The organism is Leisingera sp. ABD4_442, from assembly GCF_056160905.1.
This window is the reverse complement of the sequence record NZ_JBSWYB010000012.1, coordinates 71,973-89,952: the sequence shown is the minus strand read 5'-3', so window position 1 is coordinate 89,952 and position 17,980 is coordinate 71,973. Positions and strand designations below refer to the sequence as shown.

General features: G+C 64.0%; 15 protein-coding genes. 8 read left to right on the top strand and 7 right to left on the bottom strand.

The genetic code is table 11. The annotated features are described in order from the left end of the window. Positions 1–113 precede the first annotated feature (113 nt). Positions 114–1,232: a THUMP domain-containing class I SAM-dependent RNA methyltransferase gene (locus ACXAHG_RS11825; RefSeq protein ID WP_475044916.1), complete on the top strand. Its 1,119-nt coding sequence runs from the start codon at positions 114–116 to the stop codon at positions 1,230–1,232. A 56-nt stretch (positions 1,233–1,288) separates the two neighbouring features. Here the strand turns inward: ACXAHG_RS11825 and ACXAHG_RS11820 are convergent, their stop codons facing one another. Beyond that, on the bottom strand, positions 1,289–2,488 hold the full coding sequence (locus ACXAHG_RS11820) for a hypothetical protein (protein ID WP_475044914.1): 1,200 nt from the start codon (positions 2,486–2,488) through the stop codon (positions 1,289–1,291). Between the two features lie 357 nt (positions 2,489–2,845). On the opposite strand from ACXAHG_RS11820, the gene ACXAHG_RS11815 reads away from it, so the two are divergent. Together ACXAHG_RS11815 and ACXAHG_RS11810 are read left to right on the top strand one after the other, a co-directional pair. Beyond that, positions 2,846–3,859 carry a hypothetical protein gene (locus tag ACXAHG_RS11815; protein WP_475057503.1) on the top strand — a complete coding sequence of 338 codons (1,014 nt, stop codon included), beginning with the start codon at positions 2,846–2,848 and terminating at the stop codon, positions 3,857–3,859. An 82-nt stretch (positions 3,860–3,941) separates the two neighbouring features. Further along, positions 3,942–4,742 (top strand): TIGR03084 family metal-binding protein, encoded by an 801-nt coding sequence (locus ACXAHG_RS11810; RefSeq protein WP_475057500.1) that lies wholly within the window; start codon positions 3,942–3,944, stop codon positions 4,740–4,742. A 186-nt stretch (positions 4,743–4,928) separates the two neighbouring features. On the opposite strand, the gene ACXAHG_RS11805 is transcribed toward ACXAHG_RS11810, so the two are convergent. After that, a complete protein-coding gene (locus tag ACXAHG_RS11805) occupies positions 4,929–5,771 on the bottom strand; it encodes a 2-dehydro-3-deoxygalactonokinase (RefSeq protein ID WP_475057497.1) in 843 nt (280 codons plus the stop codon). Positions 5,772–6,154: 383 nt separating this feature from the next. On the opposite strand from ACXAHG_RS11805, the gene ACXAHG_RS11800 reads away from it, so the two are divergent. Then, on the top strand, positions 6,155–7,171 hold the full coding sequence (locus ACXAHG_RS11800) for an AraC family transcriptional regulator (protein ID WP_475057495.1): 1,017 nt from the start codon (positions 6,155–6,157) through the stop codon (positions 7,169–7,171). A 43-nt stretch (positions 7,172–7,214) separates the two neighbouring features. Here the strand turns inward: ACXAHG_RS11800 and ACXAHG_RS11795 are convergent, their stop codons facing one another. Then, the gene (locus ACXAHG_RS11795) at positions 7,215–7,571 is read right to left on the bottom strand and encodes a hypothetical protein (protein WP_475044907.1); all 357 of its coding nucleotides are present in this window, start codon (positions 7,569–7,571) and stop codon (positions 7,215–7,217) included. On the opposite strand from ACXAHG_RS11795, the gene ACXAHG_RS11790 reads away from it, so the two are divergent. The 3 genes from ACXAHG_RS11790 to ACXAHG_RS11780 all read left to right on the top strand — a co-directional run bounded on the left by ACXAHG_RS11790 (position 7,561) and on the right by ACXAHG_RS11780 (position 10,684). Beyond that, positions 7,561–8,328: a sugar transferase gene (locus tag ACXAHG_RS11790; protein ID WP_475057492.1), complete on the top strand. Its 768-nt coding sequence runs from the start codon at positions 7,561–7,563 to the stop codon at positions 8,326–8,328. The genes ACXAHG_RS11795 and ACXAHG_RS11790 overlap by 11 nt on opposite strands. A gap of 150 nt (positions 8,329–8,478) precedes the next feature. Further along, complete coding sequence (locus ACXAHG_RS11785; RefSeq protein WP_475057489.1) at positions 8,479–9,321, top strand: CpsD/CapB family tyrosine-protein kinase; 843 nt, start codon at positions 8,479–8,481, stop codon at positions 9,319–9,321. Positions 9,322–9,433: 112 nt separating this feature from the next. Next, complete coding sequence (locus ACXAHG_RS11780; protein ID WP_475057486.1) at positions 9,434–10,684, top strand: GumC domain-containing protein; 1,251 nt, start codon at positions 9,434–9,436, stop codon at positions 10,682–10,684. A 174-nt stretch (positions 10,685–10,858) separates the two neighbouring features. Here ACXAHG_RS11780 and ACXAHG_RS11775 read toward each other — a convergent pair whose 3' ends face one another. Further along, on the bottom strand, positions 10,859–12,229 hold the full coding sequence (locus tag ACXAHG_RS11775) for an oligosaccharide flippase family protein (RefSeq protein WP_475044902.1): 1,371 nt from the start codon (positions 12,227–12,229) through the stop codon (positions 10,859–10,861). Between the two features lie 236 nt (positions 12,230–12,465). On the opposite strand from ACXAHG_RS11775, the gene ACXAHG_RS11770 reads away from it, so the two are divergent. Continuing rightward, positions 12,466–13,671 carry a glycosyltransferase gene (locus ACXAHG_RS11770; protein WP_475044901.1) on the top strand — a complete coding sequence of 402 codons (1,206 nt, stop codon included), beginning with the start codon at positions 12,466–12,468 and terminating at the stop codon, positions 13,669–13,671. A gap of 86 nt (positions 13,672–13,757) precedes the next feature. On the opposite strand, the gene ACXAHG_RS11765 is transcribed toward ACXAHG_RS11770, so the two are convergent. The 3 genes from ACXAHG_RS11765 to ACXAHG_RS11755 are packed head-to-tail and all read right to left on the bottom strand — an operon-like array spanning position 13,758 to position 17,973. After that, positions 13,758–14,594 carry a glycosyltransferase family 2 protein gene (locus tag ACXAHG_RS11765; protein ID WP_475057483.1) on the bottom strand — a complete coding sequence of 279 codons (837 nt, stop codon included), beginning with the start codon at positions 14,592–14,594 and terminating at the stop codon, positions 13,758–13,760. Further along, positions 14,591–17,095, bottom strand: a complete 2,505-nt coding sequence (locus tag ACXAHG_RS11760) for a hypothetical protein (protein WP_475057480.1) — start codon at positions 17,093–17,095, stop codon at positions 14,591–14,593. Before ACXAHG_RS11760 ends, ACXAHG_RS11765 begins: the two co-directional genes overlap by 4 nt. Beyond that, a complete protein-coding gene (locus ACXAHG_RS11755; protein WP_475057562.1) occupies positions 17,092–17,973 on the bottom strand; it encodes a hypothetical protein in 882 nt (293 codons plus the stop codon). The genes ACXAHG_RS11760 and ACXAHG_RS11755 overlap by 4 nt, the downstream gene beginning before the upstream one ends. Positions 17,974–17,980 lie beyond the last annotated feature (7 nt).

Here is a 17,980-nt window from a genome sequence, read left to right as displayed (position 1 = left end):
CGCTCCTATGCTGCATCGCAGCGTCTTCAGTTGTGACGCAGCGGCAGTTTCGCCCATGGCGGTACTTGAAAAAACGGTCGCCGCGCGCAGACTTTGCGTCTAAGGAGGGCAGCATGACGCAAGACACCACCTTCGAGATCTTCCTAACCGCACCGCCGGGACTGGAACAGGCGCTGCTAACCGAGGCCAAGGAGCTGGGTTTTGCCACGCCCAAGGCTGTACCTGGCGGGGTCAAGGTGCAGGGCACCTGGAGTGAGGTCTGGCGCGCCAACCTGTGCTTGCGCGGCGCTGCGCGGGTGCTGGCGCGGATCGGCGAATTCCGCGCTTTTCACCTGGCACAGCTCGACAAACGCGCGCGCAAGTTTCCCTGGGGCGGCGTGCTGCGCCCGGATGTGCCGGTGAAGGTCGAGGTGGCGACCAACAAGAAATCCAAGATCTACCACGCCGGAGCTGCTGCCCAGCGGGTGGAAAAGGCGATTGCCGAAACCCTCGGCGTCCCTGTCACCAAGGACGCTGAACTGACGGTCAAGCTCCGGATCGAAGACAACCTTTGCGTCTTCAGCGTCGACACCTCGGGCGAGGGTCTGCACAAACGCGGCCACAAATCCGCCGTCGGTAAGGCGCCCATGCGCGAAAACCTGGCGGCGTTGTTTCTGCGGGAATGCGGTTTTGACGGCAGCGAACCGGTGGTCGATCCGATGTGCGGCTCCGGTACCTTCGTGATCGAGGCCGCGGAGATCGCCAAGGGCCTGCTGCCCGGCCGCAGCCGCAGCTTTGCGTTCGAGCAGCTAGCCACTTTCGACGCCGCTGCCTGGGAGGTGCTGAAGCAGCAGGGCGCGCTGTGTGAGACGGACCTGCACTTTTACGGCTCTGACCGCAACGCAGGCGCCGTTGAGATGTCTACCGCCAATGCGGAACGTGCCAGCGTGGCGGATTGCACCTGCTTTGCCCAGGCCGCCGTCAGCGACCTGCAGCGCCCAGTCGGCCCGCCGGGCTTGGTGATTGTCAATCCGCCTTATGGCGCGCGGATCGGCAATAAGAAACTGCTTTACGCCCTCTATGGCGCTCTGGGTCAGGTACTGAAGGAGCGTTTCTCCGGCTGGCGGGTGGGCATTGTCACCTCCGAAACCAGTCTGGCCAAGGCCACCAACCTGCCGTTTCTGCCCTTTGGTGCACCGGTGGCCCATGGGGGGCTGAAAATCCGCCTGTTCAGGACGGATCCGCTGCCCTGATACCGCACAAGAGGGCGCCTGTGGCGCCCTCCCGGCCTTTTTAACAGCGCGGCAGCCTAAGCGAGGTCTGCCAGATCCTCCATGGCACCCTCTGTTCCGCCGCCAGGCATGGTACCGCTGATGGGCTGGTTCATCAGTGCCATGATGTCCTCAGTGCCGGGCTCGCCGGTGCCGCCGAATTGCCCGGCCAGATTTGCGTCGTACCAGTTGCTCAGCCCGTCACCGGTGACGCCGCCGTTGGCATAGGCGGTCCCACTGCTGGCCGCCGCTGCCGGATCATAGCCGCCTTCCAGCACCTGCTGCGAACCGTCCGGATTGCTAACCACGAGCGACAGGCTGCTTAGGTCGATGTCCTCTAGCGTCAGCCCAGCGTCCGACCACAGAGTGAAGTTTGCATTGGTGACGGTGCCATCGGTACTGTCCGGGACCTGGCCGAATTGCACCATCGCGTCAAAGCTGCCGGGCACAGTGGTGCCGTCCCCCAGCGCGTTGACAGAATTGGCATTGGCCGCATGGCCGGTCACTGGCAGCGTGTTTTCATCCGGAAAGAAATTGAGCCCATCCAGGCTGGAATCCTCCGTCATGTTGAAGAACAGGCCGTCAATATCGGCAACCTCACCGTCAAAGGAGGTCGGCTCCAGCTTTATAAACAACTGACCTTGCGGCGTTTGCAGCACCTCGACAGAGACGCTTGGATCGCCGTTTCCTCCTATCTCGAAAGTCACAGAGGTTTTGCCGCTGCCGTCATTGCTGTCGCTACCGTCGCTGCCACCGGTGCCCTTCGTACCGCCGGACCCGCCGCTTCCTTTGGTTCCCCCAGACCCGGAGGCGCCGGTGCCCGACCCTCTGGTGCCTGAACCGCAGCCATGAGTTCCCCCGGAGCCGCCGCTTCCATAGCTGTTCCAATCGTCTTCTTCACGATGCCACCAGTGCGATTTGCCGTGATGCCCTTTGCCGCCGCATCCTTTGGTTCCGCCGGATCCCTTGGTGCTGCCTGACCCCTTGGTTCCGCCGGATCCTTTGGTTCCGCTGGATCCTTTGGTGCCGCCAGTTCCGTCTTCATCTTCGCGGTCCTGCCAGTCCTTGAAGCCCTTGCCTTTCCAGCCATAGCGGCTGGACAGATGGCTGTCATACCAGCGGCTGAAACCGCCGCCCTGGACGCCGCCGTTGTAGTAGCTGTTACCGCCACAAGCCTGCTTGCCGCTCCAGGCGGAATGTCCGCGTCCCCAGCTGTATGAAAAATGTCCCCGGCCCATTCATTCCCCCAGACAATACCCAGATCCAAATTGCGGTGCGGCTGCATTCGTAAAGCGCGCATAGCTTGATCAAGGTTAGGCAGAGAGGCAACTGCGGCCAGATTTTTGACGTATTTTAGTCAAAATGGGCTTTAAAAACCGGGCTTGCGGAAACAAACTGAACCGCCGCCTCGGGATTGTTGTTAAATCCGCCTCGGCGCAAAGGCCACGGCTGGCCCGACCCGTTCGAATCGCCCGGAGCAACTTTTGAATTGCCGTATTCTGTCCTGAAAAGCGCCGTCTTTCCCCACCAAAAGGTTAAGCATTCAAGGGTGAGCTGTCCCGGTCTTGGGCAGCAGTTCGGGAGAGACGCGGGATATGGCTGACGGAAAATTTGACGACCGCACCGCATATATTGCAGGCGCGGCCTGGCAGGTGCTTGGGGAAGAACCGGTGGAGATTTCGGCGCCGGGCGGCAAATCACGCTCGTCGCTGCGGCTGCATTTCAAGGACCGCACGGCAATTGCAACGCTGCGCGCCAATTTCCGCCGCACCCATCTGGAAGCCTTCGTGCTGGAACAGCTGGCGCCGCATTGCGATGACATTCCTCAGGTGCTGGGGGTGCACAACGATGTGCTGTTCCAATCCGATACCGGCGAGACCCGGCTGAGCGAGGAAATCATCGGATTTGAAGAGAGCGACCAGCTTGAACTCGCTGCGGAAGCCTGCGCCGCAATCTTCCGTATCCAGTCCGCTGCGCGCAGGACCAAGCTGCATACGGTGCTGCCGCATCTTGGGGCAAACCGCAGCTGGATTCGCAGTTTCGTCAGCTCGGTAGAGGCACTTGAACCCTATTCCATGGGAGTTCCCGCCAATTTCGACTATCCGGCCGTTGCCGAATACATCGAACACCCGGGCGCTCAGTTTCTGAAATGGGATTGCCGCTCCGGCAATGCCGCCATAGGCGGCGACGGGTTTGTCCGATGGTTCGACTTCGAATATGCCGGCCTGCGGCACGGCGCAGAGGATTTTGCTTGGCTGATTGGCGATGAAACCTGGCCGGTTGCACCAGACAAGATGGCCGATGTGATGATCGAGACCTTCGATCCGGACTGCGGCCACGAAATCGGCGCTTATTTGGAGTATCTTTCGGTCTATACCGCACTCCACTGCATCCAGCGGCTGGAGCTGATCCGGAAAGAAGTCAAAAGCCGCGGCTGGCTGACCCGGGAAAGAGTGCGCAAATACGACGACGCGGGCGTGCATCCTGCGTTTGCGGCTCAGCTGTGCCGGACTGGAGCCTATTACGCGGCGCAGTCCCGGCTCACCGCGCCGCTCAGCCGAAATTTCGAGGCCGCCGGGCACGCTTTCCGCGCTATGCAGGCGGACTAATCCCTGCCGTGACGTGCGGTCCAGGTTTCCTGGGATTGCCCGGAACCGTTACCCTGTTGCTGCGTGCAAAAGAGGGGGAGCTATGCAGCAGGCTGAAGATTTCCGCGCCGAGAGCCGTGCGCTAGCGGCGATACTGGAAAATTTGCCGGAGGCGGATTTCCACCGGGCAACCCAGTTCAAGGGCTGGACCATTGATCACGTGCTGGGGCATCTGCATCTTTTCAACGCCGCCGCAGAAGCCGCCTTGCAAGGCGATGCAGATTTTGCCGGTTTTATCGCCCCGGTTCTCAAGGGCATGCAGGCCGGCAGATCTATTCTGGATTGCCAGTTTCCTTGGCTGAACGGCCTGTCCGGCCAGGCCCTGTTCGAGGCCTGGCGGCAAGGGGCTGAGCGATGCGCGGATGCCTTTTCCCGAACGGACCCCAAGGCGCGGCTGAAATGGGTTGGCCCGGATATGAGCGCACTGAGCTCTGTGACTGCCCGGCAGATGGAGACCTGGGCCCACGGTCAGGAAGTCTTTGATCTTTTGGGGCAGGAGCGCCGGGAAGAAGACCGCATCCGCAACATTGCGCATCTTGGGGTGGCCACTTTTGGCTGGAGCTTCCGCAACCGCGGCCAGGACGTTCCGGACCCGGCGCCTTTTGTGCAGCTCACCGGACCGTCGGGCGCTGTTTGGCAGTGGAACGCGCCGCAGCCGGACAATTTTGTCAAAGGCTCCGCGGTGGAATTTGCCCGTGTGGTGACGCAAGTGCGCAGCCTTGGTGATACCGGGCTGCACTGCGCCGGGCAGGCGGCGGAGGACTGGATGCGCATCGCCCAGTGTTTCGCAGGCCCGCCCGAAACACCGCCCGCCAAGGGCAGCCGGTTCCGGGCACCCGCCTGATACCATAACAGCTCGGGTTGCGCTCCCGTCCGGCTTCGGCTGTCCTCGCGTACAGCCTACGCCCAAGGCTGCGAAGGGGCGGCCGGTGCAGCCGATGCACCGGCAGGCGCGGGAGGGCTTGCTTGTGCCCTTCGGACAATCCGTCTCGCGCACCATTGCCCGGCGCAGGATGCCTTTGTCCTGCCCCTAGCCCGGCCAGGTGGCGGACACTCCTTCCAGCGCCATCCGGACAGGCTCTGCCACGGTTACAGGCAGCGCCTGGGCATCCAGCGCCGCTGTATAAAGTGCACGCAGCCCGTCATCGGCAATAAGGGCAAGATTCTGCCCAAGCCAATAGGGACGTGCAGCGGCCAGCTCCGCGCCCAGAAGAAGGCCCCACAGGCGGGCTCTTGCGGCCTCTGCCGTCAGGCGGCCCAGGCTTGCGGCGGCTTGGACGGCGGCCAGCCGGGCGGCCAGCAGTTCTGGTTTGGTGATGCCATCTCCCGCGGCCTCTGCCAAAACCGGCTTGTCCCAGGCGCCATGCGGATCCAGCGCCATGCCCTGTGCGGCTGCTGCAGCCAGTTGCCAGGTCAGCGCGCTTTGAAAGCTGACGATCTCACGGGCGCTCACCTGCACCCAGTGGGTCACAGGCCCGGGCAGGCAGATCACCCCGTCCCAATCCGGGTTCAGCCGAATGAAACCGCAGACACGGGCAACAGCGCCCTGCATCACGCCGCACGGGGCGGCTTGGCTTACACCCGGCAGGACATGAACAGTCAAATCCTCGAGCCGGGCATTGACCGCCGTCAGCTCTGCGGCAGGCAGCGGAACCGGCCGGGGCGCAGCCAGGCCGCTGCCGCCCAGCAGCACCGGGCGCGGCACCCCGCCTATCGCCTGGCGCAATGCATCTGCCACCGCGGCGGGCTGGCCGCCCTCTAAGGTGAACACCTGGGCTGGCGCTGCTTGACGGCCGGACATTTCCCAGACCAGAAGCCTTTGTCCGTCCAGGTTGGCGGCCAGCCAGGTGGCCTCGCTGCGGGAAGGCTGCATGGTGTCCTCTTTGATCGCTGCTTCCGGTTTGCCTGCTTATGGCGCCGATTCCCCGGTCCGGCAAGCGGGCGGGTGTTGCGCAGGCATAGGCATAAATACCCGTATGGAGAGGGTCCTGAGCGGAAGTATGCCCGCCATAGGCTAAAGCGCCTAGGATTTGTGCAAAAGACAGGGCGCCCCGCCCTGCGCCCGGTTCCAAAAATCCAGTAATGTAAAGCATCCGTCAAAGACCCGCTTCAACGTCCCGGTTCAGGCTCAATCAGCTGGCAAAGCCGGGACAAGCGGTCTGCCGCCCAAGCGGAGTTTTTGATCGAACAGCGCGGCGGAGAGCCGCCGCGGGTACGTAACAGTGACTTGTAACCGTGACAGGAGGTAGTGCAGACATGACCGAAGCTCCGGCACAGCATAACGCGGTATTTGCCCAGCTCGCTGCACGCCATCTTCTGGCCGAAGGCTACGCGCCAGATGCGGTGTTTTCCGGAACAGGGTTTGGCCAGGCGCTGCTGAACCAGGATGATCCTTCCGCCCCATTTTCGGCAATCACTGGAATTTTCGACCACGGGTCTGAGCTGACCGGCGACCCATTGTTCGGCTTTCACCTCGGCAGCGCCACTGATCTGCGTCAGGCCGGGCTTTTAGGCTACATCGCCCGGACGTCCCCCACGGCAGGCTGCTTTCTGCGCAATATTGCACGCTACGCGGGAGTGATGAGCGATGTCTGGGAGCTGGACACCTCCCGGCTGGCCTCGCATGGGGAATTCACCTGGTCGTGCCGGGCGGTCTCCGGCCAGCAGGGGCAGCAGTACATAGAGTTTCTGGCGGCCTTGTTCTTCACCGCCTTGCGTGAGGCTGCTGAAAGCCGGATCGAGCCGCAGCAGGCGGTTTTTGCCCATCAGCGAAGGTCAGGGCTGGAGGAAATGGCGTCCTATTACGGCTGCCCGGTGGATTTCGGGGCGGCTGTCAGCCGTTTTGTCTTCAAGCCTGAGGATATGGATTTGCCGCTGGCCAGTGCTGACCGGGTGCTGTTGCGGGTTTTGCGGTCTTATGGCGACCAGCTGCTGCAAGGGCAGGATCAAGGCAGCAAAAGCACCGGGCTTGCGGCTCAGGTGGAGGAGGCGATCTCTGCCCGGCTGTCCAGCAGCTCTGCGACGCTTGGCAATGTGGCGGCGGATCTGGGCATGAGCCCGCGCACGTTGTCGCGCAGGCTGTCACAGGCTGGAACCAGCTATTTCACCATTCTTGAGGAGCTGCGCAAAGCGCTAGCCGTTCGCTACCTGCGGGAGAGCAAGCTTGCCCTGGCAGAAATCGCCTTTCTTCTAGGTTACTCGGGCCTCAATAGCTTTAGCGATGCCTTCCGCCGCTGGACCGGGCAAAGCCCGGGGCAGTTCAGGGGCGGCTGAACCAGTGTCTGGGGCGCGGCCAGCGGCTGATTCTCTGCAGCTTTTACACGTTTGCCGGACAATGCTCTTGAGCAGCAGGTAATTGTTTCCATGAATATCGGCGATACAGCGGGATTTTAGGCTTTTTCGGGCCGCTCTCACAATATTTACGCCAGTTTTCTAAAGTTTGTCTTAAATAAGACTGGCTGCAGAAATGCAGTGCCGCCAGGGGATTGGGCGGAGAAAACATTGGACGCGGGCGCGTGGGGGCGTGCCCGGTTCTGAACCAGAATACCAGTAATAGCTGTTTGCGCCCTTTGCGGGTGCGGGTGGCGGTTTTCAGTTTCATCGGCTGCACGTGCGTGGCGGCGGGCCGGCTGATTTGTGGCCGGAAAGCGGGGGTATAAGGAATGAAAGACATGGTTCCCGGCGGGGCGGGGCTGTCTTTTGCGCAGGGTGATCTCAAACGGCGGCGGCCTGTCACAGCCGCCGGCCCTGTTCAGGCTGCCAACATAAACGCAGCTTTGAGGAGCATTGCGCAAACGGGCAGGCATGGTGCAAGCGCGGGTTCAGCCTACGCGGCTGCCGGCAAGCGCGCATTGGATCTTTTCCTGGTTCTTCTCAGCCTGCCGCTGACGCTGCCGCTGATTGCTGTATGCGCATTGGCGCTTTGGCTGGAAGGCGGCGGGCCGTTCTATACCCAGGCGCGGCTGGGCCGCGGCGGGCAGAAATTCCGCATTCTAAAACTGCGCACCATGGTCCGGGACGCAGACCAGCTGCTGCTGCACTATCTGGACAGCAATCCGGCGCTGCGCCGGGAATGGGACGAGACGCAGAAGCTCAAGAACGACCCGCGGATCACCCGTGTGGGCCGGGTTCTGCGGGCCACTTCCCTGGATGAGCTGCCGCAGCTTTGGAATGTTGCCAAGGGCGACATGAGCCTGGTCGGGCCGCGTCCGATGATGCCGGATCAGCTGCCGCTTTACGGCGATGCCCGGGCCTATTTTGCTTTGCGCCCCGGGATCACCGGAATCTGGCAGGTATCGGTCCGCAACGAGGCCAGCTTTGCCAGCCGGGTGAGGGCGGATTTCCAGTACCAGCGGGAACTGTCGCTGGGCCGGGATCTTGGCTTGATCTGCCGCACGGCGGGCGTGGTTGTGAAGGGGACAGGGTATTAACATCTTTCTGATCTGATGCCGGTTCGCGCTTTGCGGCCGGCAGCATTTCATCCACCCATTGCGGGGAGCACGGTTGTGAAGCATTTTTCAGTTTCAGGGGCGTTGTGTGCCGGCCCGGCGCAACGCCCGCACACAGGAGTTGAGGACAGCATGAGCGAGCAGGGCTTCAAGCGGTTCCGCCGCCGCCGCGCTCCCGCGGGCGATGTGCCCTTTGCGGCGGGGGCAGGCGGGCAGCACCGGCTGGGCGCGCCTGCGGAAGATACCGATGCGCAGCTGCCTGCCCCATTGCCAGAACCCTGGGAACGCATTCCGCAGCGCCGGATGGCAGCTGAGGAGCCGCAGCAGGCGGGGCTGCCTCTGGTCAGCTGTTTCCGCAGCAGCCCCGCGGCCAAGTCCTTTGACCTGCTGCGCACCCGGCTGCTGCATACACTGCGGCAGCGCGGCTGGCGGCGGGTAGCAGTGACGGCCCCTTCGGCTGGCGCAGGCACCACCTTTTCAGCCGTCAACCTGGCGCTGAGCCTGGCCCGCGTGCCCGGCAGCCGCACCATTCTGATGGACCTGAACTTCCGGCGCCCGAGTGTCGGGCAGTCCTTGGGCATGGCTGCGCCCGGCGGGCTTGCGGATTTTCTGTCCGGTGCAGTCCCGATGGAGCAGCAGCTGCTGCGCCCGATGCCGTCCCTGGCCGTCGGCCTCAATAATGCAGCAGATCAGGATGCCGCTGAAATCCTGCATGGCCGCAGCTGCGCCGGGGTGCTGGACGACATGATGCTGCGCAGCGGTGCCGATACCGCTCTTTTCGATCTGCCGCCGGTGCTGGAGTATGACGATACCGCCGCTTTCCTGCCGCAGGTGGACGGGGTGCTGCTGATTTCTGACGGTACGGACACCACTGCGGCCCAGCTTGCAGCCTGTGAAAAAATGCTGACGGGCCATACCCAGCTGCTTGGGGTGGTTCTGAACCGGGCCCGCGCATCGGACTGCCCGCTGAACTAGGCCGCAATGTCATAGTTTTGCCCGGTTGCTGTGATGAAACTCAGGACACAGGCGGCCAAGGTGCAGCCTGAGGAAATTGGAACGGCGGCAGCCGGGGCATGAGAGCAGACAGATGGGGCCGATTTACTCGCTTGGCGACTTCCTGGACATGGTGCGGCGCAGGTTGTTCACCATCCTGTGCGTGTTTGTGCTGGGATGCCTGCTGTCGGTCTGGTTCGCGGCCAAGCAGCAGCATGAGTATGAAACCGCAGAGGTGCTCCAGATCACCCAGCCGCAGATCGCAGGGGAACTGGCGAAGTCCACTGTAGAAGGCTCCTCTGCCCGCCGTATGCAGCTGATTGAGCAGCGACTGATGGCACGCGGAACGGTGCTGGAAGTGATCGGGAAATTCGGCCTCTACGCAGATACGGAGGCGCTGACTCAACTGCAAAAAGTGGCGCTCCTGCGCGAGTCGGTGCGGATCACCGGGGTTGCTGCCGCCCGCGAGGGCTTTGCCGATGACGGCACCATCTCGGTGCTGACGATCACCGCGCGGATGCCCACTGCGGAACAGGCGCAGCAAGTTGCCAGTGAGTTTGGCCGCCGCACAATCGAGCTCAGCGTGGCAAGCCGTATCGACCAGGCGCGCGAAACGCTCAGCTTCTTTGCCGGAAAAGAGGCCGCGCTGACAGACCAGGTCGCCGCGCTGGAGGATGAGATTGCCGCCTACCGCAATGAAAATGATGTAACCTTGCCTGGTACGATCGAATTCCGCCGGGCTGAAATCGCGGCCCTGAACGAGGGCCTTTTGGAGATTGCGCGGGAGCGGATTGAAATCCGCCGCGCCGCCGACCAGGCGCAGGCGACGGAACGCCCTGCCACCGCCCGCCGGATGCTGGAGGAGGCTGAACAGAAGCTGGCCACGCTGGAGGCGCAGGAACTGCTGCTGGAACAGCGCAAGACCGGGCTGGCAGCCTCCCTGCAGACCACACCTGAGGTCGAGCGCCAGCTGGGCGCCTACGACCGGCGGCTGGAACAGCTGCAGGCGGAGCTTGCGCAAATGACCGCCCGGCGCAACGAGGCAGAAGTCGGCTTCCGTTTGGAAACAGGCCGCCAGGCGGAACGCCTGACGGTCATCGAGCCGGCGCCGCTGCCGGATTATCCCGTGACCGGCGCCCGCAAGACCAAGGCGCTGATGGGGGCTGCTGCCAGTGTTATTCTTGCCCTTCTGGCAGCCTTTCTGCAGGAACTGCGCCACCCGGTGCTGCGCACCGCAGCGCAGATGGAGCGGGAAACCGGACTGGTGCCGGTGGTCTCGGTTCCGGTAATGGACACCCGCCCACCGGGCAAAGCGCGCATCGGATTGTTCCGGCGCAAGGTCTGAGCCAAGCAACCTGCTGCCGGAAGTACTTCTTTAATTTGCCTGTCTCGCGTTAGCGGCAGGCACGCGTCCGCCCGCCCCACGGCGGGCGCGTTCCGCTCCCGGCCAAGCGAACGCTCAGTGACTTGATCAAGCACGCGCTATTACTTGAATTGCTTTCTAAAAAAACGGGCGTGCTCAGGGGGCATTCAGCGCCGCCGCCATCTTTGCAATCTCCGCCCAATGCCAGTGCAGCGCTGCGCCGCCTGCCGCGGCGGTTAGTAAGGCATAGCCCGCATCATGCAGCGGGTCCCAGACGTGATGTTTGCGCGCCAGACGCACCAGCACCGGATAGGCCGCCAGCATCGCCAATCCCAGCGCGGCAATGCCGCCCGCCAGCCCGAACCACATCACCCCGCCCAGGAACAGCACCGTCTGCAGGCAGGCGCGGGCAGCGGAAAACACAAAGAAGCCACGGCTGTCGCCCGCCGCCAGCGCCGCCTGATCGTAGGTCATGGTGATCACTGCCGGCGCCAGCGCCAGGGCAATCAGCACGATCATCGGCCCGGCCAGCAGGTAGCGGTCATCATACAGGAACTGCACCAGCCACGGCCCGGCCCAGGCCATCACCAGCAGCATTGCGAGGATGCCACCGGTCAGCCCGCTGCGCAGTTGCCGCTGCCGCCGGAGGTTCTCAGGTGCCTCCCGCGCAGGCCTGTCGCGATAGACCGGGATCATCAACCGCTGGTTCACCGCATGGCCCAGGAGCATCGGAAAGCTCGCCAGGAAATAGCCGATGTTGTAGATCCCCAGCACCTCCAGCGGCACGAACTTGCCCAGGATCGCCCGGTCTCCTTGCGAAGTCAGAAACCAGAAGGCAGTGGACAGGAAAATCCATTTGCCGAAATGAATGAGCTCCCGCGCAGCTGCCTTCTCCCAGCGGAACCGGTTGGCAGCCCCCGGCAGGCCGTAGTGGCACAGCACCAGCTTGGCCGCAGCCTGAATGACCCCGCCTAGCACCAGCGCGATCACCGACTGCGTCGCCAGCGCCAATGCAATCATCGCCGCCAGCCCGACGATTTGGCCGCCCAGGTCCAGCGCCGTGACCCGCCCAGCCAGAAGATGCCGGTGCGCGGTCTCGATCCGGGTCGGGTTGAAGCCGGCAATGACCAGACCGGCGCCTGCGATAGGCAGATACAGCAGCAGCTCCGGCGCGCCATAGAACGCGGCGGCAGGCCAGGCCAGCAGCGCCGTCAGCGCCCACAATCCAAAGCCGCGGATCACCTGGATGGTCCAGGCTGTGTCCAGAAACGCCGGCTCATCGCCGCGCTTGTTCTGGGCAATCGAGGGCCCGATGCCGACGTCGGAAAACAGCGACAGCCCCACCGTCACCACCGTAACCAGCGCCATCAGGCCAAAGGCTTCTGGAAACAGAATACGCGTGAGGATCAGGTTGGAGGCCAGCCGCAAGGCCTGGCTGCCGCCATACCCGATCATCAGCCAGGAGGCCGAGCGCAGCACCCGCGCCATCATCCCCTGGCCGGCAAAAAGCAAAGCAACCCGCTGCATCCCGGCGCCATTCCTCAAAACACTTGTCCTGCAGGCTAGGCGGGCAGGGCAGGGGCGTCAATCGCGCGGCGGCAATGGCGGATGAGAGCCATGCAAGCGGCTGAAATGAAGCGACAATCCTGATCCTTGTGCTGCATTCTCCACGCTCCCGGAACAAGCGGCATCCAACGCTGGGCAAGCCGCCAATCCACCGCTAACCTGCCGCAGAAACATACACTTGCCGGGAACCCTCAGCGTTGAAGATCGCCTATGTTCTGAACACTTATCCGCAGCCCTCGCACAGCTTCATCCGCCGCGAGCTGCAAGCGCTGGAGCAGCAGGGCGTGGAGGTCCTGCGGCTGGCGATGCGCCCCTCGGAAAGCGCACTGGCTGACCCCGCCGACCAGGCGGAGGCCGCGCGCACCGGATATGTTCTGCAGGCCGGCACAGGCCGTCTTCTCGCCGCTTTGGCACGCGAGGCCTTGACCCCGCGCCGGTTCACACGGGCGCTGGCCCTGGCCGTGAAACTGGCGCGCGCTTCGGACAAAGGCGTGCTCCGGCATATCATTTACCTAGGCGAGGCGGCGCATGTGAAACAGCGCTGCGCAGCAGAGGGCGTGCAGCACATGCACGCGCATTTCGGCACCAATTCCGCTGCGGTCGCGATGCTGGCGCATGAATTGGGCGGCCCGGCCTACAGTTTTACCGTGCACGGGCCGGAGGAATTCGACGCCCCCCATGCGCTGTCGCTGGGGGAGAAGATCAGCCGCGCCGCTTTCACCGTGGCGGTCAGCAGTTTCGGCAAAAGCCAGCTGAGCCGCTGGGCGTCTTTCAGCAAATGGGACTGCCTGAAAGTGGTTCATTGCGGCATCGAGCCGGACCGCTTCGCAAGCCCCGCGCCGCTGCCGCAGGGGCCGCTGCGGCTGGCTGCCATCGGGCGGTTTGTCGAGCAGAAGGGCCAGATGGTTCTGGTCCGTGCCATGGCGCAGCTGGTGCAGAACATCCCGGATGCGCATCTGGCGCTGATTGGCGACGGCGAGATGCGCCCGGACCTGGAGGCAGCGATTGCCAGCCTCGGGCTGCAGCGGAATATCACTCTCACCGGCTGGCTGGCAGAGGACGGCGTGCGGGCAGAACTGGCCCGCGCCCACGCGCTGGTGATGCCCTCTTTTGCCGAGGGGCTGCCGATGGTGGTGATGGAGGCAATGGCCGCCGCCCGCCCGGTTATCGCCACCTATATCGCGGGTACTCCGGAGCTGGTGCTGCCGGGAAAAACTGGCTGGCTGGTGCCAGCCGGCGGTGAAACCGCGCTGGCTGAAGCAATTCTGGAGCTTGCGCATACGCCGCCAGAACACCTCGCCGCCATGGGTCAGGCGGGCCGCACCCGGGTGCTGCAGCGTCACGGCAGCGCAACCGAAGCTGCAAAACTGGCAGCGCATTTCCGCGAAGCGATCCAAAGGTAACGGGTCCCTCCCGCCCGCCGCCGGCACATCTGACGATGCTCCGCTCCTGCTGAGCCCGGCCCAAGGCCGCCGAAAGCGGCGGGCTGTCAGCGGCCCCGGGTCCAGCGGGAGCGGGAGGCAAACAGCGGGGTTTTCACCGCCAGCGCAACCGCAGCGTATGTCAGGAACCCGCCCGGATCGCGCAGCAGCAGGCGCAGTGCCGTGCCGCCGCCGGCCCTTGGCGTGTCCGCGTTCCGCAGCAAATGCGGGTATGCTTCTGCCACCTCTGCCACCCCGGCATTCTGCCGCCGTCTGACCCGCACCAGATTGCGAAAGCCTTCGACCATAGGCCAGCTGTATGGCGCCGCCACCTGCACCCGTTCCTGCGGGGCAAAATTCAACCGGGCAAAGATGTCATCGGCAATGATATCCGGCCAGTCCCCCCAGCGCTGCCGCCCGGTGCGGGTCATTGCAAAGATGCCGAACCCGGGCACGCCGGAGGAAAAAAACGGCAGCCGCACCCACAGCCGTGCATAGGCGCGGGTCATCCGGCTGCGGGCAGGCGCCACCCGGGGGCTGCCGCTGGCATAGCGCGGTGCCCCCGTAGACAATGCCGCGGCGATCTGCGGAATCAGTCCGGGCGAAACCTGAACATCTGCGTCCAGGTAGATCAGGATGCTGCCCCGTGCCGCTTTGTCTCCGGCATTCAGCGCCCCGAGCTTGCCGCCCTGAGGCAGCTCCAGCACCTGCAGGTGCCAATCCGGGCCAGGCGTGCAGGTGCGGGCCAGGGCTGCGGTGCCGTCCGTGCAGCCGTTGGCCAGGACCAGCACTTCCGCTGCCACGCCCGCAGGCAACCGATCCGAGGCAAACACCGCCTGCAGGCAGTCTTTGATATAATTGGCTTCGTTATGAGCCGGGATCAGGATAGAGACCTTCGGGCTCACTTCACAGCCTCCAGCGCATCCCAGCGCGGGTTCCGGTCGCTGAGAGTGCGCAAGGCGCCCCAGCTGCCCCATTTCCCCGGCATGCCCACATCGGCATAGGCGGTGAACAGCGTGCCGCCAAGCGCCAGCCAGCCAGCCAGCAGCTCCTGGTAAAGCGCCCCCATTTCCGGCGTGTAGTTGAAATGGGTGAAGAAACGGGTCAGGGCTTCATCCTCCACCATCGGTCCAATCCCGACCACATGGCTGCCGCCTTCATACATGATCAGCTTCAGCCCGTGTTTTTGCGCAACCCCGGCATGATAGGGCAGCACCCGGCCCAGCAGATCCGCCAGCGTGTCCGCAGGATCACCCGAGATCAGCCCGTCCCGCAGTTCGGCACTCGCCTGGGCCGAGGCCGCATCGTACTGATGCCGCTCGGCAAATCCCTCTGCCGCCGCGCCCGTCAGCCCGCGCTGCGCAGCCACCGCCCCTGCCTGCTCCCGGCTGGCAGCGATCCAGGCACGGACCTCCCCCGCGCGCTCCTTCAGCCCCAGGACGCCGCCGAAGTAACCGGTCACCGCATAGGCATCGAAATAGGCGGCGGGCGCCAGGCGCTCCGCGCGTTCCGCCTTCCACAGCGGCGCAGTTAAAACCTGTTCCTCCAGCCCCAGCCAGCCGGTTTGCGACGAAATCACCCGCACCAGCCGCCCGCTGTCCCCGCCAAAAACATCCGTCCAGATCTGCGCTGCTTCTGCCGCCCGGCCGCCATAGAACTGCATCCACAGCCCGTCACTGCCCCAGCGCGCCTGCGCCTGGGCATCGGCCCAGGCGGCCTGCTGGAACTGCCAGTTCCAGACCTCGTTGGAATATTCGGCATAGACGCGCAGGTCCTCGTCCAAACCGCGTTCAGCCAGGCGGGCAAACTGCCGGATATAGGTATCATCTGCCATATGCGGCATGGTGAACCAGGGATCGGCGCCCAGCGTGTTGGCGAGCGCCAGCATCACCTCTGCCGGAACCCCCTTCAGCGCCCAGGTGTAATCCTGCGGTAAGGGGCGGTCCTCCCAGCCGGTCTGGCCAGAGTCATTGGTGGCCATCCAATCCATGAACCGCAGCGCCGCAAACCCGTCGAGCCGGTCCAGCCACAGCGGGTTGAACAGCGCCCCCTGCGCGTAGGCCTCCAGATGCTCCTCTTTTACAACCGAGATATTGCGCACGTAATCGCCGTCCCGGCCGGTGCGCTGGATGCGGATCTCCACCGGGCCGGGACCAGGCGTATAGTCAAACCGCACTTCGCCTTTGCCATAGCGGACATTCCCGGCCCGGCCCAAAACCTCGACAATGCCGTCGCCCTCAAAGCGCAGCACATAGCGTCCCGCCAGCGAGACCGCCTCCTCCGGCATGTCGGTGAGGATGACCGTGCCGATTGAGCTGAGTTCAGGCGGGATGGCAGTGGGCCAGCCATTGGCATCCAGATATCCAGCGGCCAGCAGGTCTTCATGCCCGGCGCCGCCCCAGCGTTTCGGCAGATGGCCGATCCAGGGGCGCGAGGTTTTGAAATGGTCGAGAAAAGGCGCCTGGGTGCTCCAGTCCGCGATGCCCGCGAGGTTGATGGCAACGGGCTGGCGGGCGGCCGGTCTTGCGGTGTGGGCTGCGTCTTCCAGCACTGCTGCATTCAGCACAGGCAGGGGCGGATCCTGCGGCAGCGGTGCAGGGCGCGCGGGCAAGGCCGCCGTGCGGATGCTGTTCCCCTGGGCGGCAGCCCAGGCGATGACCTGCAGCCGCGCCGCCAACTCGGGTGAGGGCGCGGCAAAGGGCTTGCCCCAGCGATCCGTCAACTGGTGCGGCAAACCGGCAGGGTCCTTGCCGGTCAGCACCGCATATTGCAGCAGGGCCAGGAAATAGAAACCGGTGGCATTGGGGTGGATATCATCGGCAAAGACGTCGCGGATACTGGACAGTCCCGGCATGGTGCCCGCCTGAATGGCATCATCCAGCCGCGCCATCGCCTGGCCTGCGGGCAGAAGTTTCACGTCGCCGCCAGTGGCCGCATTCACCTGTGCCACCACCGCCTGCCAGCGCGGCAGGTCCTGTTCCAGACGCTCCCGCCAGGGCACATCGGCGCCGTCGTCAAACGGCACATCCGCCCCGGTGCCGCTGTCCAAGCTGTGCCAGGTTTCCTGCAGGTAGAACTGCACGTCCGGATTGGCCGCACGCGCCAGCTCATAATACTGCGTGAGCGCTTGTTCGGTGCCGCTCCATTTCAGGTGATTGGCCAGCGGGATAGCTTCCGTCACAATGATCGCATCTGCGCCTTCGCGCAGCCTTTCACGTGAATCCACACCCTCGGCACTGCTGCTGTGCTTCCAATTGTAGCTGAGCGGCGCGCCATTGATGATCTGTGCTTCAACCCGAGCCTCTGCCCTTGTGTGCAGCAGCTGTTTCAGCATCTGCGGATTGTCCGGCCCGAACAGCGAATGGCCGATCATCACAACCGATGTAATCAGCGCCTCCAGTTTCATGCCGCTGCTCCCGCGGCGGCCAGACCGGTGCGGGGCAGGGCGCGCACAGTGTCCCAGACAATCTGCTGCACCCTGGCCGCAGCCTCCGGGGCAAATGCATCTGCCCGGCTGCCATCGGCGCGGGTCAATTGATGCGGCAGGCCCATGGGCGCGCGCTGATACAGCACCGCATAGTGGGTCAGCGCCACAACATAGGCGCCCAGATCATTGATATGGATGCTGTCCAGACCGCCCTCAGGCGTTCTGGCAAACAGCGATTCACGTGAAGCCAGTCCCGGGATTTCCTCAGCCTCCGCTGCGCGCGCCACCGCAGCCAGCACCTGCCCGCCAGGGATCAGGTAAAACGGGCGCTGAGGATTGCGGCGGCTGTCACACCCCAGCAGCTGGCGTGTCCATAACGCTTCGAGGTCTCCCTCGATCCGTTCCAGCCAACCATCCGGGTCATCCAGCCTGTGCCAGGTTTCATAGAGATACAGACGCGGCTCCGGCGACGCCTGCCGCGCCAAATCCGCCCATTTCCCCAAATACTTGGCTGCATCGAAGTATTTGATCGCGTCCCGCAGCTCGACCATCTCTGTCAGCACCACTGCGCCATATTCGCCTGACCCGATGGCCTCTTTCGCATCCCGGTACGCCGGTGCCTGATTGGCGGCGTCAAAGTCGAGGATGTCTTCCTCCGGCTCCCAATGCGCCCTCAGCGACGTGCCCGATCCCAGCTGGCTGTTAAACCTGTGCCCCTCCGGTGCCAGCTGCGCCAGCATATGCGGCATGTCCGGCCCGACCAGCGAATGGCCGAGGTGAAACACCTTCATCGGACCCGCAGGCGGGGCGAGCGGCGGCGGCACCGGTACGCTTCGGCTGCGGGTCGCAAACACCATCAGCCCC

Excerpts from the sequence above, each read along its gene's own strand:
- ACXAHG_RS11760 (WP_475057480.1), bottom strand. The coding sequence starts at position 17,095 with ATGAAACTGGAGGCGCTGATTACATCGGTTGTGATGATCGGCCATTCG.
- ACXAHG_RS11820 (WP_475044914.1), bottom strand. The coding sequence starts at position 2,488 with ATGGGCCGGGGACATTTTTCATACAGCTGGGGACGCGGACATTCCGCC.
- ACXAHG_RS11825 (WP_475044916.1), top strand. The coding sequence starts at position 114 with ATGACGCAAGACACCACCTTCGAGATCTTCCTAACCGCACCGCCGGGA.
- ACXAHG_RS11815 (WP_475057503.1), top strand. The coding sequence starts at position 2,846 with ATGGCTGACGGAAAATTTGACGACCGCACCGCATATATTGCAGGCGCG.
- ACXAHG_RS11755 (WP_475057562.1), bottom strand. The coding sequence starts at position 17,973 with ATGGTGTTTGCGACCCGCAGCCGAAGCGTACCGGTGCCGCCGCCGCTC.
- ACXAHG_RS11795 (WP_475044907.1), bottom strand. The coding sequence starts at position 7,571 with ATGTCTTTCATTCCTTATACCCCCGCTTTCCGGCCACAAATCAGCCGG.
- ACXAHG_RS11785 (WP_475057489.1), top strand. The coding sequence starts at position 8,479 with ATGAGCGAGCAGGGCTTCAAGCGGTTCCGCCGCCGCCGCGCTCCCGCG.
- ACXAHG_RS11800 (WP_475057495.1), top strand. The coding sequence starts at position 6,155 with ATGACCGAAGCTCCGGCACAGCATAACGCGGTATTTGCCCAGCTCGCT.
- ACXAHG_RS11805 (WP_475057497.1), bottom strand. The coding sequence starts at position 5,771 with ATGCAGCCTTCCCGCAGCGAGGCCACCTGGCTGGCCGCCAACCTGGAC.
- ACXAHG_RS11775 (WP_475044902.1), bottom strand. The coding sequence starts at position 12,229 with ATGCAGCGGGTTGCTTTGCTTTTTGCCGGCCAGGGGATGATGGCGCGG.
- ACXAHG_RS11810 (WP_475057500.1), top strand. The coding sequence starts at position 3,942 with ATGCAGCAGGCTGAAGATTTCCGCGCCGAGAGCCGTGCGCTAGCGGCG.
- ACXAHG_RS11790 (WP_475057492.1), top strand. The coding sequence starts at position 7,561 with ATGAAAGACATGGTTCCCGGCGGGGCGGGGCTGTCTTTTGCGCAGGGT.
- ACXAHG_RS11780 (WP_475057486.1), top strand. The coding sequence starts at position 9,434 with ATGGGGCCGATTTACTCGCTTGGCGACTTCCTGGACATGGTGCGGCGC.